The sequence below is a fragment of the Paraburkholderia panacisoli genome (assembly GCF_008369935.1).
GTDB lineage: Bacteria > Pseudomonadota > Gammaproteobacteria > Burkholderiales > Burkholderiaceae > Paraburkholderia > Paraburkholderia panacisoli.
The window spans coordinates 51,807-74,382 of record NZ_VTUZ01000003.1 but is presented as its reverse complement, the minus strand read 5'-3'; the positions used below and the strand labels follow the sequence as shown (position 1 = coordinate 74,382).

At 64.4% G+C, this 22,576-nt stretch carries 21 protein-coding genes; 4 read left to right on the top strand and 17 right to left on the bottom strand.

All coding sequences use genetic code 11. The features are described 5' to 3' along the window. Positions 1 to 175: 175 nt before the first annotated feature. Positions 176 to 1,159 (top strand): aldo/keto reductase, encoded by a 984-nt coding sequence (locus FVF58_RS05100; RefSeq protein WP_149668823.1) that lies wholly within the window; start codon positions 176 to 178, stop codon positions 1,157 to 1,159. Between the two features lie 103 nt (positions 1,160 to 1,262). Next, the gene (locus FVF58_RS05095) at positions 1,263 to 2,573 is read left to right on the top strand and encodes a multidrug effflux MFS transporter (RefSeq protein WP_149669124.1); all 1,311 of its coding nucleotides are present in this window, start codon (positions 1,263 to 1,265) and stop codon (positions 2,571 to 2,573) included. Positions 2,574 to 2,673: 100 nt separating this feature from the next. Here the strand turns inward: FVF58_RS05095 and FVF58_RS05090 are convergent, their stop codons facing one another. From FVF58_RS05090 to FVF58_RS05015, 16 genes are all read right to left on the bottom strand, one after another. Further along, entirely contained in the window at positions 2,674 to 3,987 is a 1,314-nt protein-coding gene (locus FVF58_RS05090; protein ID WP_149668822.1) for a replication-associated recombination protein A, read from the bottom strand. Between the two features lie 314 nt (positions 3,988 to 4,301). Further along, complete coding sequence (locus tag FVF58_RS05085; protein WP_149668821.1) at positions 4,302 to 4,931, bottom strand: GntR family transcriptional regulator; 630 nt, start codon at positions 4,929 to 4,931, stop codon at positions 4,302 to 4,304. A 111-nt stretch (positions 4,932 to 5,042) separates the two neighbouring features. Continuing rightward, on the bottom strand, positions 5,043 to 5,855 hold the full coding sequence (locus FVF58_RS05080; RefSeq protein ID WP_149668820.1) for an HpcH/HpaI aldolase/citrate lyase family protein: 813 nt from the start codon (positions 5,853 to 5,855) through the stop codon (positions 5,043 to 5,045). A 7-nt stretch (positions 5,856 to 5,862) separates the two neighbouring features. Then, a complete protein-coding gene (locus tag FVF58_RS05075) occupies positions 5,863 to 6,444 on the bottom strand; it encodes a cysteine hydrolase family protein (RefSeq protein ID WP_149668819.1) in 582 nt (193 codons plus the stop codon). Between the two features lie 43 nt (positions 6,445 to 6,487). Next, the gene (locus tag FVF58_RS05070) at positions 6,488 to 7,687 is read right to left on the bottom strand and encodes a CaiB/BaiF CoA transferase family protein (RefSeq protein ID WP_149668818.1); all 1,200 of its coding nucleotides are present in this window, start codon (positions 7,685 to 7,687) and stop codon (positions 6,488 to 6,490) included. Beyond that, positions 7,684 to 8,850 carry a CoA transferase gene (locus tag FVF58_RS05065; protein ID WP_149668817.1) on the bottom strand — a complete coding sequence of 389 codons (1,167 nt, stop codon included), beginning with the start codon at positions 8,848 to 8,850 and terminating at the stop codon, positions 7,684 to 7,686. Before FVF58_RS05065 ends, FVF58_RS05070 begins: the two co-directional genes overlap by 4 nt. 34 nt (positions 8,851 to 8,884) lie before the next feature. Next, positions 8,885 to 10,099, bottom strand: coding sequence for an FAS1-like dehydratase domain-containing protein (locus FVF58_RS05060; protein ID WP_149668816.1), 1,215 nt, complete (start codon positions 10,097 to 10,099; stop codon positions 8,885 to 8,887). Between the two features lie 87 nt (positions 10,100 to 10,186). Next, a complete protein-coding gene (locus tag FVF58_RS05055) occupies positions 10,187 to 11,110 on the bottom strand; it encodes an SMP-30/gluconolactonase/LRE family protein (RefSeq protein ID WP_223191123.1) in 924 nt (307 codons plus the stop codon). 30 nt (positions 11,111 to 11,140) lie between these two features. Then, entirely contained in the window at positions 11,141 to 11,902 is a 762-nt protein-coding gene (locus FVF58_RS05050; protein WP_149668815.1) for an ABC transporter ATP-binding protein, read from the bottom strand. Further along, positions 11,895 to 12,689 carry an ABC transporter ATP-binding protein gene (locus FVF58_RS05045; RefSeq protein WP_149668814.1) on the bottom strand — a complete coding sequence of 265 codons (795 nt, stop codon included), beginning with the start codon at positions 12,687 to 12,689 and terminating at the stop codon, positions 11,895 to 11,897. The genes FVF58_RS05050 and FVF58_RS05045 overlap by 8 nt, the downstream gene beginning before the upstream one ends. Continuing rightward, positions 12,686 to 13,684, bottom strand: coding sequence for a branched-chain amino acid ABC transporter permease (locus FVF58_RS05040; protein WP_223191130.1), 999 nt, complete (start codon positions 13,682 to 13,684; stop codon positions 12,686 to 12,688). The genes FVF58_RS05045 and FVF58_RS05040 overlap by 4 nt, the downstream gene beginning before the upstream one ends. 1 nt (position 13,685) lies before the next feature. Beyond that, positions 13,686 to 14,564, bottom strand: a complete 879-nt coding sequence (locus FVF58_RS05035) for a branched-chain amino acid ABC transporter permease (RefSeq protein ID WP_149668813.1) — start codon at positions 14,562 to 14,564, stop codon at positions 13,686 to 13,688. Positions 14,565 to 14,568: 4 nt separating this feature from the next. Next, positions 14,569 to 15,495 carry an NAD(P)-dependent oxidoreductase gene (locus FVF58_RS05030; RefSeq protein ID WP_149668812.1) on the bottom strand — a complete coding sequence of 309 codons (927 nt, stop codon included), beginning with the start codon at positions 15,493 to 15,495 and terminating at the stop codon, positions 14,569 to 14,571. A 17-nt stretch (positions 15,496 to 15,512) separates the two neighbouring features. Further along, positions 15,513 to 16,256, bottom strand: a complete 744-nt coding sequence (locus FVF58_RS05025) for an SDR family NAD(P)-dependent oxidoreductase (RefSeq protein WP_149668811.1) — start codon at positions 16,254 to 16,256, stop codon at positions 15,513 to 15,515. Between the two features lie 40 nt (positions 16,257 to 16,296). Next, positions 16,297 to 17,139, bottom strand: coding sequence for an HTD2 family dehydratase (locus tag FVF58_RS05020; protein ID WP_149668810.1), 843 nt, complete (start codon positions 17,137 to 17,139; stop codon positions 16,297 to 16,299). Between the two features lie 11 nt (positions 17,140 to 17,150). After that, positions 17,151 to 18,362 (bottom strand): ABC transporter substrate-binding protein, encoded by a 1,212-nt coding sequence (locus tag FVF58_RS05015; RefSeq protein ID WP_149668809.1) that lies wholly within the window; start codon positions 18,360 to 18,362, stop codon positions 17,151 to 17,153. Between the two features lie 146 nt (positions 18,363 to 18,508). On the opposite strand from FVF58_RS05015, the gene FVF58_RS05010 reads away from it, so the two are divergent. Beyond that, positions 18,509 to 19,732, top strand: a complete 1,224-nt coding sequence (locus tag FVF58_RS05010; protein WP_149668808.1) for a CaiB/BaiF CoA transferase family protein — start codon at positions 18,509 to 18,511, stop codon at positions 19,730 to 19,732. A 74-nt stretch (positions 19,733 to 19,806) separates the two neighbouring features. Then, entirely contained in the window at positions 19,807 to 21,108 is a 1,302-nt protein-coding gene (locus FVF58_RS05005) for an MFS transporter (protein WP_149668807.1), read from the top strand. Between the two features lie 331 nt (positions 21,109 to 21,439). Here the strand turns inward: FVF58_RS05005 and FVF58_RS05000 are convergent, their stop codons facing one another. Continuing rightward, positions 21,440 to 22,372, bottom strand: a complete 933-nt coding sequence (locus FVF58_RS05000; protein ID WP_149668806.1) for a hypothetical protein — start codon at positions 22,370 to 22,372, stop codon at positions 21,440 to 21,442. Positions 22,373 to 22,576 lie beyond the last annotated feature (204 nt).

Genomic DNA, 22,576 nt, shown 5'->3' with positions numbered 1-22,576 from the left:
GAAATCGACGTCCTTACCGAGGCACTCGACTACGTGCGCGGCATCATTTGAAGGCTTCCGTATCGTTGAGCAACGCACAACGGCCTAAGCCTTACCTCAATGAACATCGAGCGACTGCTGTCTGCCCCGCGGATGATGGGCACCACGCTCGCCTCTTATCGAATGGAGAATGCATATGCAAAAGCGCAAATTGGGCAACGGCGGTCTGGAAGTCTCGGCGCTCGGCCTGGGCTGCATGGGTTTGAGCTTCGGCTACGGACCGGCGACCGAGAAGGCCGACGGTATCAAACTGATTCGGTCTGCTTTCGAAAAAGGCGTCACCTTCTTCGATACCGCCGAGTGCTACGGTCCATTCACCAACGAGGAACTGGTGGGCGAAGCGGTCGCGCCGTTTCGCGATCAGATCGTGATCGCCACCAAGTTCGGCTTCGAGGACGGTGACTCGAAGAAGCCCCTGAACAGCCGGCCCGAGCGCATTCGTGCGGTGGCCGAGGCGTCGCTCAAACGTCTGAAAACCGACCGCATCGACCTGTTCTATCAGCATCGGGTCGATCCGAACGTGCCGCTCGAAGACGTGGCGGGCGCCGTCAAGGATCTGATCGCGCAAGGCAAGGTCAAGCACTTCGGCATGTCCGAAGCTGGGGCGCAGTCGATCCACCGCGCGCACGCCGTGCAGCCCGTGGCCGCACTGCAAAGCGAGTATTCGCTGTGGTGGCGCGAGCCGGAAGAGACCGTGCTGCCAACGCTAAAAGAACTCGGCATCGGTTTCGTTCCGTTTAGCCCGCTGGGCAAAGGCTTTCTGACGGGTGCAATCGACGCGAACACGTCGTTCGACAAGACCGATTTCCGCAACATCGTCCCGCGCTTTTCCGAGGAAAACCGCAAGGCCAATGCGGGTCTTGTCGACGTACTCGGCAAGATCGCCGACGCCAAAGGCGCCACGCTCGCGCAGATCGCACTGGCCTGGCTGCTTGCGCAAAACCCGTGGATCGTGCCGATTCCGGGCACGACCAAACTGCATCGACTGGAAGAAAACGTCGGCGCGGCCGCGCTCGAATTGTCGGCTGACGATCTATCTGCGATCGAGGCGGCACTGAAGCAGATCAAGGTCGTCGGCGATCGCTATCCGGCCCACCTGCAGCAGCGCGTCGACGGCTAACGCATTGACTGGAGACCATTGCGGTTCCGCCGGTGCAGCCACGCTGCGGCACCGGCGGACCGCTATTGGCCCGACAAGAATGACCGAACCGAATCCACGGACCATGTCGTTGAACGACTCATCATCCACCCCGGCGGGAACATATCCCGGCGATGTGCCCCGGAACACGACGAACCCCGGCGCCAGTGCCGACGTGCGTCACGCCGCCGAGGAGCACGGCCTGCGAATCCTGGCAATCCTGAGCCTGCTGATGGCTTTTGCATCGATTTCGACGGACCTGTACCTGCCCGCGCTTCCCGCGATGGCGCTCGCACTGCATGCCGACGCCGGCGCGGTCGAGCTGACGATTTCCGGCTATCTGATCGGCTTCAGCCTCGGTCAACTGTTGTGGGGTCCGGTTGGCGACCGCTACGGCCGCCGCCTGCCGATTGCGATCGGGCTGGTGCTGTTCGTGATCGGTTCAGCCGGCTGCGCATTGTCGACCAGCGCGCCGATGCTGGTCGGCTGGCGCATCGTGCAAGCCGTCGGCGCGTGCGCCAGCGTGGTCCTTGCCAGCGCGATGGTGCGCGATCTCTACACCGGCCACCGCGCGGCGCAGATGATGTCGATGTTGATGACGGTCATGGCGATCGCGCCGCTGCTGGGGCCGAGCGTCGGCGGGCTGATCCTTCACGTCGCGTCGTGGCGCGCGATTTTCTGGGTACTCGTCGGTGTCGGCATCGCGACGCTGGCCGCGCTGCGCGCGTTGCCCGAAACCCTGCCTGCGGCACGCCGCAACCAGGAACCGCTCGGGCGCGCACTGGCCACCTACGCCGAGTTGCTGCGGCATCGCCGGGTGCTTGGCTATGCGGGCGTCGGCGGCTTTTTCTACGGCGCGATGTATGCATATATCGCGGGCACGCCGTTCGCGTACATCACCTATCACCACGTCTCGCCGCAGTTCTATGGCGTGCTGTTCGCGGCGGGCATCGTCGGCATCATGGTCACGAATCAACTCAATGCGAGAATGGTGCGACGCTTCGGCAGCGATCGGCTGATGCGTGCCGGCGCACTCGGCGCGGCGATCGCCAGTGTGTTGCTGGCCAGCGCCGCATGGACCGATTGGGGCGGCCTGCTGGGCCTCGTCATACCGCTCTTCGGGTTCGTCTCCGCGACGGGATTTATCGTCGCCAACGCGATTGCTGGCGCGCTCGGCGCTTTCCCCGCGCGCTCGGGCGCCATGTCGGCGCTCATCGGTGCGAGCCAGTACGGGACCGGAATCCTTGGATCGGCCCTCGTCGGCTTCTTCGCCGATGGCACGCCCCGGCCGATGGGCACCGTCATCGCGCTAATGAGTATCGGCAGCCTCCTGTGCGCCACGCTTCTCGTGCCCTCAGGCGCCGCCATGTCCAACGAAGCAATGGCGATCGAATGAATCGAATGAGCCGCTCGGCGAGATCGCCGGAACAGACGATCCGTCTCGGCTGCCTCAATCCGTCAGCTTCGACGAACCATTCTGCCGTGCAGCGCGTGCGTTAGCGCTTCTCCTTCTTGCGCATTTCGAAATCGAGCTTGCGCAGATGGTCGAGCTTGTCGGCAATCTTCGTTTCGAGTCCGCGCGGCACGGGCTGATACCAGCGCTGCTCCGGCACATCTTCCGGGAAGTAGTGTTCGCCCGCCGCATAGGCGTCCGGTTCATCATGCGCGTAACGGTAGTCCTTCTTGTAGCCGAGATCTTTCATGAGCTGCGTTGGCGCATTGCGCAGATGCAGCGGCACCGGCCGCGTGCGATCGCTGCGCACGAACGACAACGCCTGATGCCATGCGACGCTCACCGCATTCGACTTCGGCGCGACGGCGATATACACGAGGGCCTGTGCGAGTGCCAGTTCGCCTTCGGGCGAGCCAAGCCGCTCGTAGGCCTCCGATGCGTTCACCGCGACCTGCAACGCTCGCGGATCGGCATTGCCGACTTCCTCGCTCGCCAGAATGATGATGCGGCGCGCGAGATAACGGACGTCGACACCCCCGTCGATCATGCGAGCCATCCAGTACAGCGCGGCATCCGGGTCCGAGCCGCGAGCGGACTTGATCAGCGCCGAGATCTGGTCGTAAAACGCTTCGCCGCCCTTGTCGAAACGCCTCGTGGTTGCTGCCGATGCACTGCTCACGAAGCCACCGTCGATACGCTCGACGCCAGCCGCAACAGCAGCATTGGCGAGTTGCTCGACGAGGTTCAGGAACTTGCGGCCGTCTCCATCCGCGAATCCGATTACGGCTTCCAGCGCGGGCTCTTCGAACGCGGGGCCTTCCAGCGATGGCTGAGCGCGCGCATATAGCTGCCGCAATTCCGCATCGGATAGCGGTTTTAGCACATACACCTGCGCGCGGGAGAGCAACGCGCTGTTGACCTCGAAACTCGGATTTTCGGTGGTGGCGCCGATGAGGGTCAGCCGACCGTTCTCCACGTGCGGCAGCAGCGCATCCTGCTGGCTCTTGTTGAGACGATGAATTTCGTCGAGGAACAGGACGGTGGAGCGACCATGGTGGTCGAGCGCCTGCTGGGCGCGCGCAGCGGCCTCCCGCAGTTCCTTGACACCGGCGGCCACGGCTGACTCGGCGATGAACTCGTAGTCGAAGGCCTTCGCGGCAAGCCTTGCAATCGTCGTCTTGCCCACACCCGGCGGCCCCCACAGAATGAACGAGTGCAACCTTCTGCCGTCGAGCGCGAGGCGCAGGGGACGACCGGGGCCGAGCAGATGAGATTGCCCGACGACATCATCGAGCGATTCGGGCCGGAGTTGCTCGGCAAGCGGCGCGCGAGGTTGGGTAGCAAAGAGGTCCGTCATGTTCGAAAATAGCGTGCGGGTTGCTAATGCAGGTCCGATTGGACGGAACGAGACTACCGCACGTGGCGGCATGGACGAAAGCGCAAAATTCGAGCTTCGGCCACCTTGAGGTCGGTTGCTGAAAGTGGATGCCGGCATTCCGCGCAATAGCTGCGCTGGGGCTGCTCAAGCCTCTGTTAGCCAAAGTGAAGATGGAGCGCGACTTACTGAAAGGTTCGAGACGTACTTCGTGAAGGAGTCGCGGTGAGGTACGGCGTGATTGCATCGCTCAACATCCGGACGCTTCGCCCCGATGAGGCCGACTTTCCAATCGACTACCTCGCCGACTTCAAAACCGTCCAGCCCGACTCGATGTGCTTGCGCATCGCCAGCATCGCGGCGGTGACGTCCCCCGACGCAAGCGCCTGCAGGATCTCGTCATGCTCCGCAACCGCATCCTGACCGCGGTTCTCGGCCGCATTGATGATATCGAACGGATAACGCGCCCACAGAATCTGCGTGAAGTGCAAGGTCTGCGGCATGCATGCGATGTCGTACATGCGCCGATGGAAACGGTAGTTCACACCTCTCGCGGTGGCCCGGTCACCCGACTCGAACGCTTTCGCGAATTCGTCGGCAAGCTGACGGAGTTCCGCGATGTCCTGGGCCGTGATTTTTTCGACCGCAGCTCGCACGAGTTGCGTCTCCAACAGCAGCCGTAGAGTCAGGATTTCCGAAGAGGCCGAAGCGTCGAACGGCACGACCCGCGCACCGCGATACGAATCGGTGCTGATATAGCCTTCAGCCTCGAGCAGTTTCAGCGCTTCGCGCACCGGCGTGATGCTCAGATTGAGTTGCTCGGCGATCTCGGCCTGCTTGAGCCGCGATCCACGAGCGATCACACCCGAGATGATGCGTTCGCGCAGGAAGTCGGCAACCTGATCTTCTTTGGTTCGGTATTCCATCAAATGTAACTCTGGCCGGTATGATTTCTGTTGACAGCAATATGGTCCGACCGTTCTGTGACGCGGCGCCGCTCATGAGCCGCTTCCGACAATTCAGCCATCGGCCTGATTTTAAGCCAAACTGGCGCCCGTGAATTCGGCGATCATGCGCCGCGCGCGATCGACCACCGGTTTATCGATCATTTTTCCATCCACCGAGGTGGCCCCACCCGCGCTGGCCGTGAACGCCGCTACCACGCGCTCCGCCCATTGTATTTCGTCCGCCGACGGCAGGAACGCGGCATTGACTGCGCCGACCTGGGCTGGATGAATGCAAAGCTTGCCGCCGAAGCCCAATTGGCGCGAAATCCGTGCGTCCTGGCGCATGCGGTCCTGGTCGGTGAAGTTGACACTGACACCGTCTGCGGGCGCCGCCAGCCCCGCATGACAGGATTCCAGCACGATCTGGATGCGAACCGGCGTCATCGCGTCGCCCTCATCCGAGATGCCGCTCTCCGCCGCGAAGTCGACGCTGCCGAATGCAATGCGTTCCAGGCCCGGCAAAGCCGCCATCGAACGCAAATCGATATAGCCCTGCACCGTCTCCAGCAACGCGATAATTCTGCACCCTGGGAGCGCCGCGATTGTCCGGGTGAGAGACTCGTTATCGGCCTTGGGAAGCATCACGCCGACAGACGGCATCGACTGGATCAGCCGGATGTCATCCTCGAACCATTCCGTCTGCGCTGCGTTGATCCGCACCAACGCCCGGCGACGCCCATCGAGCCACGCTGCGACAGCATCGCGCGCCGTGGTTTTCTCTGCGGGCGCTACCGCGTCTTCCAGATCGAGAATCACCTCATGGGCGCCGCTTGCACTGGCCTTGTCGAATCGCTCCGGGCGATTGCCCGGCACGAAGAGGAGACTGCGTGCTACTTCAACCATGGTTGCCTCACTCGAAAACAACGTCGACGGATGTCGTTACCACGCAGAAGCGCCTCAGACTTTCGATTGCGTTTTCATGCTCCTGGGTCGACAACCCGCAGCAGCCGTCCTCCAGCACGACCATTTCGTAATCGCGATCGTGACCCTCGCGCACGGCGGCCTGCACGACCGCATTGGTCGAGATGCCCGAGCAGTAGATGCGCCGCACACCACGAGCGCGCAGAATCGCGTCGAGGTTCGTCGCATAGAACGGACTCACGCGATGCTTGACGATGTCGAAGTCGCCACTCTGCTGACCGAGATCCGGATGCACTTGCGTGCCCCAGGTGCCCAGCTTGAAAATGCCGTTCTTGCGCGCGCCGGAAAAAATCGGCGAGTTCGGCGGGCATTCGCGATAGTCCGGTGAAAACCCGACTCGCACGAAGCCGATCGCGACGCCCGCGGCACGCGCCTTGTCGATGGCGCGGCGCGTGTTGGCCAGCACGCCGCGCGCCCTCACCTGCTCGCCGTAGGCAGCCTTGCCGTTGGGGCCGTCGGCATGGACGAGGTCGTTTTCCATGTCCAGCACCAGATAGATAGCATCCTTCACGAAGCTCTCCTTGTCGTATCGATCTGTGTGCGCATCGGGGCGCTCACGAAATCACTTCACGCGCTTCAAGGTCGGCGCGCTGTGCCGAACTCAACCCCAGCAACTCGCCGAACACATAGTCCTCGTCTTGACCGAGCGCGGGCGTCAACGAACGTATGCCCACCTCGCCGCTACCCGAGAAACGTGCCAGCGGGCCCACCGCCGGCCGGGGCGGGATGCCCGGCGCGCTGACCTCGACGACGGCGCCTCGTGCCAGCAGATGAGGATCGGTGGCAATGTCCTGCATATTCGCCGACACGTGCGCGCACACGCCGGCTTGCTGCAAGGCGGCCGCCACGGCGTCGGCATCGCATTGCGCGAGCCACGCAGCGAGCTGCTCGTCCAGTACATCGCGATGCGCGAGGCGCGCCTGCGCCGTCGCGAAGCGCGCATCGGCGGCGGACCAGCCGGCCATCTGCGCCAGCGTGCGCCATTGCGCGTCGTCGCGGATCGCCAGCGTGAGCCAGCGGTCCGGCGCGGCGGTCGCATAGATGCCGTGCGGCGCCATGTCCAGACCGGCGTTGCCTGGGCGCACCGGCGTCATGCCTGCGCTCGCCAGCACGAGCGCATCGCCGATCATCGCCGAGGCGACCTCGCGCGCGGCCAGATCGACATGCTGCGCCCGGCCCGTGACACGACGCTGGTGCAGCGCGGCAACGGTCGCCAGTGCGGCATGCAGCCCGGCTGAATGATCCATCACGTGGCGCATTTCCATCGGCGGACCATCGCTGTAGCCGCTCATCCAGCCGAGTCCGCCCCATGCGCCGAAGAGCGGCGCGTAGCCAGAAAAATGCGAATCGGGACCGCTCTGTCCGCACGAAGACAAGGACATCACGACGATGTCTTCCTTACTCTCGCGCAAGGCTTCGAAGCCGAGTCCGAGGCGCTCCATCACACCCGGCCTGAAGCTTTCGGCGGCGATATCCGAGATCGCCACGAGGCGCTTCGCCAGCACGACCGCCTCGGGCTGCTTGAGATTGAGCCGTACCGACAGCTTGTTGGCCGACACCTGGTCGAAGGTCGCCGCGCACATCCGCCCGTAGACCGCATGCGGTTTGCGAAATGCATCCGGCCGCGTGCGGCTTTCGATCTTGATGCACTGCGCACCGAGTTGCGAAAGCAGATGCGTGCAGAACGGCCCCGCGGCATGGATCGTAAAATCGGCTATGCGTACCCCGGCGAGCGGGGCGCGGGTTCGCGTCATTGCAGCACCTCCTCAGCCAGTTCTCCCAGTGCCGGTACTCTCGCCTCGCGAGGCAAGGGTGTGCAGCGAAACTGGAACGGCGCCATCAGCACGTCGAGCTGCATGCCGCTTTCCAAGGTTGCCTCGCCGAATAGCCCGCGCGCGTTTTCATGCGTGCCGGCCACCACTTCGGCCGGGGTGCGGTATTTCGCGGCCGGCACACCGAGCGCCTGAGCGCGTGCCACGATTTCCTCGACCGGATGCCGGGCCATCCACTCGCGGATGTGTCCGTTGATCTCGCCGCCACGGCGGCTGCGCTCGAGCGGGTCGCTCAGCGCGGCTTCATCCGCCCACGCTGGACAGCCGAGCAATTGCACCAACGCGCTCCACTGCCGGTCTTCCAGCGTGAGTACCTCGACGTGCCCGTCGAGCGCTTCGAACACCCCACCATAGCGGAAACTGCGCGTCGTACGATGTTCGAGCGAGCCGTCGCCGAGCCGCTGCAGCGCGAATGCGCCGACCGCCACCGCGGCATCCTGCACCGACACGTCGACGTACTGGCCACCTGCCAGCGGAGCAGACCACCACGCGGTCAGCGCGCACAGCGCCGCCGAGCAGCCCCCCTGATAGCCCGCGAAGTGTCCGTAGATCATCAGCGGCGGGCGGTCCGGAAAGCGTTCGTTCGACAGGCCGTTCGGCAGCAGGAACCCTTCGCCGCCGGCATGCACCAGATTGACTTCCTCGCCGTCCCAGTCCGCTTTCGGACCGCTCGCGCCGAACGGCAGCACGGACACGTGCACGAGCGCGGGAAAACGTTTTGCAACGTCCGCCGGGTCCAATCCCCGCGCTGCCCGCTCGCGTACCGGCGTATCGTCGAGCAGGATGTCGGCATGGTCGAGCTCGCGCTCGAGCAACACCCTCCCCTCGGACGTCTCCAGGTCGCACACGAGACTGCGCTTGCCCGCGGCAAGGTACGCAAACAGTGCGCTCTCACCGGTCTGTTCGAGCAGCGGCGCCGCCCGGCGCAGCCGGTGCCCGGCGCCGGGCTCCAGCATCACCACGCGCGCGCCCATCGCGGCCAGCAGGCGGCCGGCGTAGGCCGCCGCGACCGTGCGCGAACGCTCGACGACGCAGCACCCGGACAACGGCAGCGCCGCGGCTTTGGGGTTGTCGTTGACGTGCATCTGGACTCCCTCCTAAGTGACCGGGGTGCGCCGCTCAGCGAACGAGCGGCAAGTCGAGGTCCACGCCGGCGCCGTCGATGAACGCCGGCAGCCGGGCGTCGCGCGACGGCAGCGCGACAGTCGCGAGACCCGGCGTGGTGACCTCGCCGCGCTGGTTCACCGCAGCCAGTTCGATGTCCACGAGCGCCACGTTGTCCTTCACGTACTTGCGCACCACCTTGCCCTTGCAGAACGTCGTGTCGCCCATGATGTTGAAACGCCGCATCTCCGTGCGCACACGTTTGATGAAGCCCGCGTCGCCCATCCAGTTGGTGACGAGCGAGCACATCCACGACGAGCGTTGCGGACCGTAGTCGTATGTGCCGGGCACGCCCACCTCCTTGGCGACGGACTCGCGATGGTGACCGATGCCGGTGTATTCGACGCCACCGCCCGCTTCAGGGTTGCGGAAGAAGTGGCCAGGATGCCGGACCGCCGTTTGCAGCACCACACCGTGCGTATGACCGCGACCGCAGCCGACCAGGAAACCCATCGTGTCCATCAGCGACAGTGGGCCGCGCGCGATGGTCGGCAGTTCTTCACCTTCGCGCACGTCTTCCCAGTACCGCACGTTCGCGCCGCGGATCTGGTTCGGTTCGTCGAGCACCATCTCGTCGATGCGGTCACGTTCCTCGTCGCTGTATTCATGCTGGACGATTTCCTTGTACTTGCCGGTCTCGCGCGCCGCCTTGCGTTCGTGACGCGTACACGTGCCGAGCGCGCGCGCCACCAGTTCACTGCGCTGGTTGTAGTAGCACGCCTCCACGTACTGCAACACGAGACGCCCGGAGAACTTGCTCTCTTTTTCCTCCACGCCGACCACGCGCTCGATGGCCGTGATGCGATCGCCCGGACGCACGTGACGGAACAGCTCCCAGTCGTTGCCCGCATAGAAGCCGTGCACGCCCGCGAGCCCCCAACGGGTTCTGCCGAGCCAGCCGAACGCCATCGGAAACATCGGATGCGCGACCATCGAGCCATAGCGCGTCTCGGCGCCGTAACCGTAGTCGCGATACAAGGGATTCAGGTCACCGATACCGTTGCACCAGTTGCGCAGCGTGTCCGGTGTCGCATCCTGAAGGTACGGACCTTCGGGCCGCAGGTGCAGACCGATCATCGCTCTCGCCTCCGCGATCGCCTCGTCGGTGATGCGGCCTTCCGCGGGTGCGCTGCCTACGTCGCTTTGGGGGGTGGTAAGAGTCGTATCCAATTCAATCTCCACAGTTAGGGTTCCGAAATGTTGTGCCAGAGTGCCTTCCATCCGCCCCCCTCGTCGTCACGAGGGGCTTGAAACCTGTTACGCCGTCAGTTGCAGCCCCGCTCGCGGCCAGCGTGCCGCGAACAGCTGGCCGTACCCGGACAGCGTGATGAATGCCGTGCACCGATCCGCGCCGCCGAAGCAGATGTTGGTGCAGTAGCCCTCGGGTGCCTCATGAAATTCGAGCAGCTCGCCGTGTGGTGAAAACACGCTGATGCCGCCGCGCACCAGCGTCGCCACGCAGATGTTGCCGTTCTCTTCCACTGCGAGCGAATCGAAGCGCTGGAATCCCGCGAGCCCATGCACGAGCCGTCCGCCATTCGGCGACGGCCAGGGTTCATGGCCGAGTTCACCGGGCCCGAGCACCGGATAGGACCAGAGCCGGCTGGTTTCCGTCTCGCTCACGTACAGCGTGCGGCCGTCCGGCGACAGACCCACGCCGTTCGGCGTGAGCACCGGATGTGCGGCGCACGTGATGTGGCTGCCGTCCATGCGCGCGTAGTACACCGAACCGCGCATGATGCGATCCTCGAAGGTCTTGCCGAAGTCGGTAAACCAGAACCCGCCGTCGCGATCGAAAACGATGTCGTTCGGTCCGTGCAAAGGGATATCGCCGCAATGCGTGTAAAGCGTCTGAACCGCGCCGGTTTCGAGATTTATGCGCTGGATCGCGCCGCCGCGATAATCGGTGGCTGCGCCCGTGGGACGCTTGAAACCTTTGTCCGTGCGCCAGCTGAAACCGCCGTTGTTACAGATATAGCAGTGACCATCGGGCCCAAGCGCCGCTCCGTTCGGGCCGCCGCCCACCTCTGCGACAACCTTCTTCTCGCCGTTCGGATAGACGCGCGTCAGACGCCCCGCGGCAATCTCCACCACGAGCACGCTGCCGTCCGGCATCGCGATGGGGCCCTCCGGGAACTGGAGTCCGGTCGCCATCACTTCGCCCTGCAGTTTCATGTTCATCCCCTCTCTCCGTTTCAGGTAGTGCGCGAATCAGACGCACGCGTTCGGGAGTTCATCCTGGCGCGCGCCGAGGTACGCATCGACCGCTTGCTGGCGTCCTTCCCGGCTGCGCAATAACGCTTCGTCAAGTTCGCCGACGATATGCCCATGCCGCATCACCCACGCGTGCGACGCGAGCCGCGCCGCCGCGTGAAAACTCTGTTCCACGAGCAGCGCGGCGAGTTGCTGCTCCTGCTGGATTCGCGCGAGCCGTTCGTAGACACGCGCGACGAGCAAGGGCGCGAGTCCGAGCGACGGCTCGTCCAGCAACAGCAGACGCGGTCCCGACATCAAGCCGCGGCCGATCGCAAGCATCTGCTGCTCGCCGCCGCTCAGCAGACCCGCCGGCGCCTTCAGCCGGTTGGCGATCTCCGGAAAGAACTCGAGCACCATCGCGCGGCGGCGTTCGCGGATGCGCGGATTCACGAAGTACGAACCGAGCGTGAGGTTTTCCGTCACCGACAGGTCCGTCACGATCGCGCGCCCTTCCGGCACATACACGATGCCAGCGCGAAATCGCGCGGCGGCATTCAGGCGCGTGATTTCGGCGCCGTCGAAAAAGACCCGGCCCTGGGCCGGCTCCAGCCCGGCGATGGCCCGCAGCGTACTCGATTTGCCCGCGCCGTTGGCGCCGAGCAGCGCGCCGACCGTCGAGCCCGGCATGCCGAAGCTGACGCCGTGCACCACGGGTCCCGCGCCGTAGCGCACGGTCAGTCCTTCGACCGCCAGCAGATTCGGATGCGGCTCACTCATCGTCGTCTCCGAGATAGATGCGAACCACGTCGGCGTTCGACCGTATCTGCGCCGGACTGCCTGACGCGAAGAGGCGCCCGACGTTCAGCACATGGATCACGTCGCACACTTCCATGATCAAGTCCATGTCGTGCTCGACGACTACCAGCACGAGCTGCGGCGAACGCAGCTTCATCAGCGCCGTCGAGAGGTCGCGCGTTTCCACGGAATTGAGCCCGGCGGCCGGCTCGTCGAGCAGCAGTACGCGCGGCTCGCCCGCAATCGCCCGCGCGATCTCGGCCAGCCGCAACACGCCGGGCGGCAACTGCGACGGCATCTCGCCGGCGACATCGGCGATGCCCAGGCGCGCCAGCGCCGCAAGCGCCAACTCCTGATTGCGGGCGCGCTCCTCACGCCCGCGCGTGAACGGCAGGAACGCATCGAGCCAGCCGCAGGCCGATTGCCGCTCGAGCCCGATCATCACGTTCTCGACGATGGTCAGTTCCGGGCACAGCGCCACATGCTGGAAACTGCGCGAAAATCCCAACGCCGCGCGGCCGGTGGGCGGCACGCCTTCCAGATGCAGGTCGCCGAACACGATGCTGCCCCGCTGCGGCGCATACAGCCCTGTCAGGCAGTTGAAGAAACTGGTCTTGCCCGCGCCATTCGGGCCGATCAAGCCGGTGATCTCGCCCGGTTGCAGGCACAAGCCGATATCGCGCAGGACCTCGTTGCCGCCGAACGACAACGCCAGATTCTCGATGACGACCGGCTGGCCTTCGATGACGGGTAGCAAAGCGGCGCTCATCGCCCCCTCCCTTCGAGCCGGCCGCGCAGCGCAGCCGGCAACGCGTTTGCACCGAGCATGACCGCCAGCAGGGCGGCGCCGTACAGAATCGGCACCCAGTCGCCGGCACCCGCCAGCAATAGCGGCATGAGCGTGAGAAACAGACCGCCGATCAGGCCGCCCATCAGCGATAGCGAGTACATGCTGACCACCGAGCCGACCAGCAGGAAGATCGAGGTCCACAACGTGAAGCTGTTCGGGGAGACCGTAGACGAACTGAACGACAGCAATGCGCCCGCTATCGCGGCAATCGATGCGCTCAGCGCCATGCACGACAGACGGGCCCAACTGCGACGCACGCCCAGCGACTCCGCCGCGTACGTCGAGGTGCGGATCAGCAGCAGCGCCATCGCCTGGCGCGAGCGGCGGAAATGCCTCAGCAACGCGACGATCGCGAACAGCCCGAACAACGGCAGGTAGTAGCGCTGCAGCGGCTTCGACACGCCCGGCAGCGCATCCAGCTTGACGTACAGTCCTTCGTAGCCGCCCGACACGTGGGAAAAGTGCAGCAGGATCTCAGGCAGCGCCAGCGCAAGGGCCATCGTCGCAACCGCGAGCGAAATGCCGGACAGGTGCCGCGACGGAAACGCGAACAGGATGCCGAGCAGCGCGCCGACCACCGCCGCCAACGGCAAGCTCGCGACGAGCGAGACACCGAGGTATTTCTCGGCCAGCGCGACCGTGTACGCCCCCGCCGCGACGAACACGCCGTGACCGATCGACACCTCGCCGCCGAAGCGCACGAGAAAGCTCACCGCGATGACCGCAATCGCATTGGCGAAGCACAGGCCGAGCGTGTAGGTCCAGTAGCCGCCCCCGAGAAGCGGCAGACAGAGCAGCGCGAGCGCGAGCACGCCACTCAGCCCGAACAGCCGCCGACGCGTCGCCGGTACTGCGGCAGCGGGTGCATCGGCAGATCGCGGCTTATCCGCGACCGCGCTCGGGCGCATCGACATATCAGGCACGGGCGCCTCCCCGGGCGCCCAGCACGCCCTTCGGGAACAGGTTTAGAACCAGCAGGATCAGCAACAGCATGTACGTGTTGTTGAACTCGGCTGAGACGTAGAACGACAGCAGGTTCATCAGTACACCTACGAGAACCCCGCCCACCACTGCGCCCGGCAGGCTGCTGAAGCCACCCACCACCGCGGCGGCAAACGCCTGCAACATGAAAGACGCGACGCTCGTCGACGACAGGAACGTGGTCGGCACGATCAGCAGCGAGGCGACCAGACCGAGCAGCCCCGCCACCACCCACGAGAACAGATGGATGCGCTGCAGGTTGAGTCCGCACACCCGGCTGGCGAACGGGTTTGCCGAGACCGCCCGGAACGCGATGCCGATCCGCGTGCGCTCGATCAGCAGATACAGCAGTCCGACAATCGCCGCGGTAACCGCCAGCACAGCGAGGTCGTAGCTCGACACACGGATCGCACCGACATGCGCGCGCCACGCAGGCAACGGCAGGTCCAGCGACACCACGTTCGCGCCGAACAGCAGTTGCGTGCCGCCTTGCGCGATCAGGCCGATGCCGAGCGTCGCGATCGTGCTGGTCAGATCGGACTTGAACAGCAGCGGTCCGATCAACGCGCAACTGAGCGTCATCACGATGACCATGATCACGAGGGTCAACGGTACGGCGACACCCCAGCTGAACTGCGCGAATGTGCCGGCGGTGAAGCCGTACACGAGAAACGCGGCCAGCCCGGCCAGGTTGCCGTGCGCGAAGTTCACGACGTTCGAGCTTTTGTAGATCAGTACGAGCCCGATCGCACCGAGCGCGTACAGGCATCCGCTGATCACGCCCGCCCAGATCAGTCCGAGGAAGTCCGCCATGTGATCAGTCCTTGCGAAGAGTCGTCGTGGACGGCAGATCGGCGTTGCCGTCGATCACCTCGATCACCGCGGGAAAATACCGGCCGCTGTAGCCGCCTTGCGCGGCCGCGGCGTAATAGCGCTGCGCGAGCTCGGTGACACGGGCCGCCACCCCGGTCTCGGCCGCGAGTTCCAGCACGTACTGGATGTCCTTGAGCACGTATTCGGGCGGGAACGACTTGTCCGGGAACTGGCGCGGCAGCATCGCCTTGCGTCCGTGATTGCGCAGCACGAAGCTGTCGCCAGAGCCTTTGGATACCGCGTCGAGCAAGGTCGCCGGAGCGACGCCCGCACGTTCGCCCAGCACCATCATCTCGGCGAGGGCAACCGTGTTCTCGAACACGAGTGCATTGTTGATGAGCTTGACCACCTGGCCGCAGCCCAAGCCGCCGCAATGCGTGACGTCGGTGCCGATGTAGTGCAGCAAGGGATCGATGCGCGCGAAGAGCGCCGCATCCGCGCCGACCATGATGCTGAGTTCGCCGCGCTGCGCGGCCTCGCGGGTGCGGGCGACCGGTGCATCGGCGAACGCGATGTCGTGCGCGGCGAGCGCTTCGCCCACCTGGCGCGCGCCGGCCACGGTGGTCGTACTCAGATCGACGATCACGCGTGGATGGCGCGTGCCGGCGGTGAGCCCCTGCGGTCCCAGGCATACCGCTTCGACTGCCGGTGTGCCTGGCAGCGACAGAAAGACGATGTCGGCTTGCGCGGCGATCTCCGCCAGCGACGCGGCGCGGCGCGCCTTCGTGCCGTCGAGGATCTGGAATGCTTGCGGATTCGCATCGAATGCAAGCACGTCGCCCGCATGCTTGAGCGCCATGTTGCGGCACATCGGACCGCCCATCACACCGAGGCCGACAAAGCCGATCACCGCCTGTGTATCTGCTGCCATTGCGCGCTCCTCCGATGTCAGTCCATCCACATGCCGCCGCTGATATCCAGCGACGTGCCCGTGATCCAGTTGGAAGCGGGCGAGCACAGAAACAACGCCGCCTGCGCGATATCGTCGGCATTGCCGTACCGCCCCAGCGGCACCGTGGCGTTGGCCGACGGCGCGACGTTGCCCGTCACGTTCGACCACATCGCCGTTTCCACCGGTCCTGGCGCGAGGACGTTCGCGTACACGCCGTGCGGCGCGCCAGCCTTGGCGACCCAGCGCATCATGCCGTGCACCGCGGCCTTCGCCGACACATACGCGGGACCGGACGCCACACCGCCGTTCTTGGCGGCAATCGAGCCGGCCGCGAGTATCTTGCCGAAGCCGCGCTCGCACATCAGCGGGAACAGCTTGCGTGTCGGGTTGACCACGCCGCGAACGTTGACCGACATGATCGCGTCCCACTCTTCGTCGGTGCTGTCGCCCAACGGCGTGCGGGCGATGATGCCGGCGCACAGCACGAGGATGTCAATCGCGCCATGCTCGGTCAGCACTTCGTCGATCACCCGGTCGGTCTGCGCGCGCGAGGTCACGTCATAGCGGCGATACTGGATGCTCGCGCCGATGTCGGCGTGTTCGGCAATGTCAGTTGCGATGACGCGTGCGCCCGCGTCCCTGAACGTGTTCGCAATCGCGCGGCCCATGCCGCCCGCGCCGCCCGTAATCAAGGCGACCTGGCCTTCCAGACTCGGGGGACCGCTCAGATGCTGTGCCATGTATCACGTCTCCTTTCGTTGTATTGATCGATGCAAGTCGTCATGCGAAAACTGCGGTAGCGGACATCGCAAGTTCGCCGTCGGGACCGCGTGCCCACAGCACGATACTGCTGGCGTCTGCTTCGCGCCCTTCGAGCCTGAACTCCCGGCCGACGAAGAGCGGGCTCACGCCGCGAAAATCGAAACCGGCAAGACGTCGTCCGCCAGCATGCCGGACGGCGAACTGTTGCAGCAGCGTCGCCGTCAACGGACCGTGCACCACAAGATCGGGGTAGCCTTCTTCGTCGCGGGCATAGGACTGGTCATAGTGAATGCGGTGACCGTTGAACGTCAACGCGGAATAGCGGAACAGCAGCGTCGTATCCGGACGGACGCCGACGCCCCATTGCGCCAGCTCGTCGAAACGCGCGGGCGATGCCGCCGACGCCGCGCCGGGCGCAGTCGCATCACGGTACACGATGTCCTGCTCCTCTTCGATACAGAGCCTGCCATCGCTATGAATGCTATGGCCGACGGTGACGAACCACAGGGAGCCGCGCTTGCCCACCTTGTTCTCGACCTTGAGGATGCGACTGCGCCGCGTCGCCTGCGCGTTCACCGGCAGGTCCGCCAGGTAGCGCAGCCGGCTGCCGGCCCACATGCGGCGCGGCAAGTCGATCGGCGGCAGAAAGCCCCCGCGTTGCGGATGGCCGTCCGCGCCGAGACCGCTGCGGCGCGCGGCAGGGTTGAAGAAGAGCCATTGCCAACCCGGCGGCAGCGGCGCGCCGGACGCGGGCGCCGTTTCGAGATCCAGCGTGGCGGCCATCGCGCGCACGGCCGGCTCGGCGATGTGTGCTTCGTGCTTTTCTTCCCGTCCGATCCAGTCTGCGTAAGCGTGTGTCATCGTCACTCCGGTTACGCCAGCTTGGCGTCGAAGACCTGCGCCGGATACGGGCGAAAACCCTGCACGAGTTTGAAGCCGCCGTCCGCGTCCGCCTGGATGATGCCTTCCTGGCGCGCGCCACGATGATCGTCGCTGCTGAAACTCACCCCGCGCGCGCCGCCGATGTCGGCGTTCTTCATCGTCTCCATTACTTCGATGAGACTCGTGCGAGTAAGAGGCTTGCCGCTCGCGAGCAACATCTGGAACGACTTGACGAACAGCATGCCGTTGCTCCAGCCGTTCAGGCCGAACACACCAACCGGATCGTTCGGATAGTACCTGGCGATGCTCTCCCGATAGGATTTGATCGGCGCATCGTTGGACGTGACCGGCATCAGCCACGAAGAAAAGTAGACGCCGTCCAGCAGCGGGCCGGCCAGCTTGCGAGTGGTCGGGTCCGCCGTGAAAAATTGCGCCATCCACTTCGCCTCGAAACCGAGGCGGTCGGCCGATTTCAACGCGGCGGCCAGGTTCGCGTTGGAGCCGAACAGGATCACCACATCTGCCTTCGCATTCGCGAGGCGCCGGATATGCGGCGTGAAATCAGTGTTGCGCACTTCGAACGGGATGGATTCGATCGCCTGCTTTTTCGCCCCGCTCAGGTACAACTCGAACCCGCGTTTTGCCGAGCGCCCCAGCTCGTCGTTTTCCCAAAGCAGCGCAACGCGACTGAGCTTCAGACCATTGAGCGCATAGTCCAGGTTGGACGCGGCGGACCAGCCGTAGTCCGGCAGCAGCGGGAACGACAGGCGCTCGGCAAACAGCGCGCTCGATCCGCCGATCGGTCCGATCATCGGCACGCCGACTTCCTTGATATAGGGGATCACGGCGCCGGTTTGCGCGGTGCCGATCGGCGCCGCGAGCGCAAAGATCTTGTCTTCCTCGACGAGTCGCCGCGTCACGGCGACGCTGCGCGACGGCTCGTAGCCGTCGTCGTAGGTCACGTACTTGATCTTCCAGCCGTTGAGCGCGTTGGTCTCGTTCGACCACCGGAAACAGGACTCCGCCGCGTGCGTGAGGATCGCGTAGAAAGGCACCGGCCCGGTGATCGGCGTGAACGCCCCCACCGTCACCGTCTTGCTCGCGACGTCGATGCCGGGCGACACCTGCTGCGCGAATCCGACGTCGGAAAAAGCCGCTGAAGCGACGGCGGCACCGGTTAAGACGAAGGTTCTTCTGCGCATGGTCGTGTGGAGTCAGTGACGATACGAATGCATTCTATATTCTTTGACAGCGACCGCAATTCAGGGTTTTCACAGTAAATACACAGGTTTACTTAGTCTACCCAGAATATAGAATGCATTATCTTTGTTACAAACAGGCAAATTTCATGGCACGTCTTCCCCTCGCCGGACTGCGCATCATCGAATTGGGCACCATGCTGGCCGCCCCTTTTGCCACCCATATCCTCGGGCAACTCGGCGCCGAAGTGATCAAGGTCGAGTCGCCCAACGGCGATCCGACGCGCAGCCTGGTGCGCGGCGGACCGAGCGGCACTTTCATTGCCTACAGCCACGGCAAGAAGAGTGTGTGCATCGACCTCGGCAAGCCCGAGGGCCGCGCGGCATTGCTGAGGCTGATCGCCAATGCCGACGCGCTGGTGCACAACCTCGCGCCCAAAGCCGCGCGCAAGCTCGGCGTCACGCGCGAGGATTGCGCCGCAGTGAACCCCGCGCTTCTCTACTGTCACATCCGCGGCTATGCGGCAGGACCGCAAGCGGAAGATCTCGCGTCCAATCCCGTCGCCGAGGCCTCGACGGGCGTCATGGAAGCCAACCGGATCAACGGCAGACCCAGCCGACTCGGGCCGTCGTATCACGACCAGTTCGCCGGCGCCTATGCGGTGATCGGTATGCTCGCGTCGATGCTGCAGTCCCGTTATGAGGAGCGCGGCGGCCAGGTGGAAGTCGGGCTCTACGAAACCGGATTGCACGTGGCGTCGCGTGATCTGGTGGGCGTCCAGCTCAAGTCGCAATTGCTAGGTCGGCCTGAGCGCGAACCGCACGGCGAGTTCAGCATGCCGGGATACGGCGCCTATCTCACCGCCGACGAACGCTGGATCTACCTGCTCATGCTCAACGACGGGCATTGGCGAAAATTCTGCGAAGCCATGCAGTTGCCGCAAGCCAACGATGAATCGCTCGCGACATTGCGCCAGCGAAAGAAAGCGCGTGAGGCGGTCGAGGCAATCGTGACGGCGGCGGTCGGCGCCCATCGCTTCGACGACGTGGTCGCGCGCCTGAAGGAAGCGAGAGTCGGATGTAGCGAAGTTCTGCCGCTCGAACGTGTGCTGGAAGCATCGCAAGCGCATCAGCCCGGCAAATTGCGTGCGGTTCGCTATCGTGGGCTCGACTTCGAAGTGCCGGAATTCCCGCGCGTGGGCGCCGACAGTGACACCATGCAAACCCTCCCGCCGCCGGAGCTTGGCGAGCATACGCTGGAGGTTTTGCAATCCGCAGGGCTCAATCCCGGTGAATGCGACGAACTTCTATCATCCGGCGCAGTCAGGACGCATCAGTCCGACGAGTTTGCATGGGCACCCGTGAGCCGGTAACACGGTGCTCGCGCAGCGACACGGCGCGCCCGCCATCCAGGCCACGAAACGACACGAACACAAGGAGACGAAGGATGGCCATCAACGAGACAGACACGATCGCAAAGATTCGCCGGCACATTCTGCCTTTGCTGATGTTGTGCTATTTCGCGGCTTATCTGGATCGCGTCAACCTGAGCTTCGCCGCACTCTCGATGAACGAGGAGCTCAGCTTTTCGCCGGCCGTCTTCGGCGCCGGCGCGGGCATCTTCTTCCTCGGCTACGTACTGTTCGAGGTGCCGAGCAATCTCGCGTTGCGCCGCTTCGGCGCGCGACGGTGGTTCGCGCGGATCATGCTGACGTGGGGCGTGCTGTCGTTTCTGTTCGCGTTCATTCACACCAAGGGGCAATTTCTCGGCTTGCGGTTCCTGCTCGGCGTGGCGGAGGCCGGTTTTTTCCCCGGCGTCATGCTGTACCTGACGCACTGGTTTCCGTCGGCCTATCGGGCTCGCGTGATCGGCGCTTTTGCCGTCGCAATCCCCGCCTCGGCGGGAATCGGCGCGCCGCTCTCCGGCTGGATCCTGAATCTGCACGGCGCGGGCGGTCTGAGCGGCTGGCAGTGGCTCTTCATCATCGAGGCGATACCGTCGTTGATCCTCGGCTTCGTGGTGCTGCGCGTGCTGGTCGACAGTCCTGCGAATGCCACGTGGCTGCGCGACGACGAGCGCCGCTGGTTGACGGCGACGCTGGCCGACGAGCGACGCGCGCAACCGCTACCGTCGGGCCACGCGGGCGCCTGGCAGGCGCTGTCCGATCCGCGCGTCTGGCTGCTCGGATTCATTTATTGCGGCATCGTCGCGGCCAACTATGGCGTGACCTTTTTCCTGCCGCAGATCGTGCGCGCGTTCGGCGCCTCGTTCACGGCGGTCGGTCTGTTGTCGGCGCTCCCGTTCGTCGCCGCCGCGATCGGCGTGCTCTGGTGGGGCGCTCGCTCGGACCGCATGCGCGAGCGGCGGTGGCATTTGCTGATCCCCGGCATCGTGGCGGTGCTCGCGCTGATTGTCGCCGCGCTCACCGACAATCCACCGCTGCGCCTCGGCGCGCTGATCGCCGGCGGGTTCGGAGCGTTCGCCAACCTGCCCGTGTTCTGGACGATACCGCCGGCAATGCTGGCGGAATCCGAAGCGCCCGCGGGCATCGCGGTGGTCAGTTCGATCGGCAATGTCGCGGGCTTTGTCGCACCGTACGTGGTCGGCGTGCTCAGGCAGACGACCGGCAACTTCGCGAGCGGCATGCTGGCGCTGGCGGCATTTATCGCGGTGACGGTCGTCATGGCGGCAATCATGCTGCGGCCCGGCCGGACAACCGGCGCGACGGCACAGGGCCTTGCGCGCTGAACGCGACCACGGAATGCCCGTGACGAACGACTCGGTAAAGCGCCATGCGACCGCGAGCACGCAGCATCTGCAACATGTCGACGGGTGCGATCGTGCCGTATTGGATTGCGGCCAGCTCGGCCTCGACCTTGCGGGAGCGTATGCAACGGAAACTATTCAGGTCGCCACGCCCCCTCGCGAAGTCACTCGACCACAAGAGTCGATTTCAACACGACGGCATTCGCCAGGTTATAGACATTGAGGCCGTTGACGATGGTAGGTTCGTTGGTCTGGGCATTGGCATTCATATTTCATCTCCTTTACCTACGTGGGTTGTTCAGTTTCGATCAGCTCATTGCAACGTGGCGAGCGCAGCCCGGATGCGCATGCCTTGATCTTCGGAGATGAGCCTGTGAAGCACTTCCCCGAAATGGGGATGACGTACACCCGAATGGATGTATTGCCACCGGTAAGCCTCAAGGAAATTCGCTTCGACCGACCGAAGTTCCACCTCGTCGACTGCCCGGCCGCAGTTCGCCACGAAATAGCACGCGTCGGCAGTGGCTTGCGCCTGCAAAATGCCGTCGATCGCGGCGACCAGTTCGATGAACTCGTCGACAGCCTTGTCGCGTTCGCCGGCCGTCAAAGTGGCGTCGTGACGTTCCCATTCGAGTTCGTCGAGGATGGCGTGCTGGCTCTCCTCCTTCCAGTGGTAAAGGAATACGTTCCTGAACAGTTCGGATAGCTGATCGTCCGGATTGATGCTCTGACGGTAGTGGAGCTGCGTGAAGAGTTCAATATGCAGCGTCAGCGCCAGTACGGCCCAGGTGCTCTTTCCGAGAACCACAGTGGCAATGGCATCAGGGTCGACGTCGAAGCGATAGCCAGCGGGCAGCGTTTCACCGATCATTTTGTCGATGCGGCGAAACAGCGCCTGATGCTTGAGCTCCTCGTCGCTGAATCGGACCAGCGCCTCAAGCGCCACCTGGTCGCCGAGCCAGTAGTCGCGGCTGACTTCAAGCACCTTTGCGTTGATGAAACGTTCGACCAGTCCGAACACGTTGGCGTACGTGCGCCCTTGAATCTGACTGACAAACCGCTTCTCGCTCCCGGAAAGGGTGAAGAAATTCGGCGCCAGTGAGAGCCCGTCGGGCAGATACTTCTGGGACGTGTCGAAAGTGCGGCCGCCAATCACGTCACGGTCGATATCCCAACTGACCATCTTTGAAGCCCGAATGCACCGGGCGTAACGATCGCGGTCGGAAAGTCGCGGTACTGCGTTCATAGCCTTTCTCCCAATACGGACCGCTGCGCGGTCGAGCTGTGAATCTTCATCTACCGGTCAGAACCAGATGGCTGATCTGGCATTCCGGTACGCTCAATGTACGATTGGGAAGGGCGAGGTTCTATGATTGGGCCGCCGGACGATATGATCGAAACGCCGCGTTAGCTTTGACGTGTGTGAATGAGCGCTGCGTGGGGCACGCCA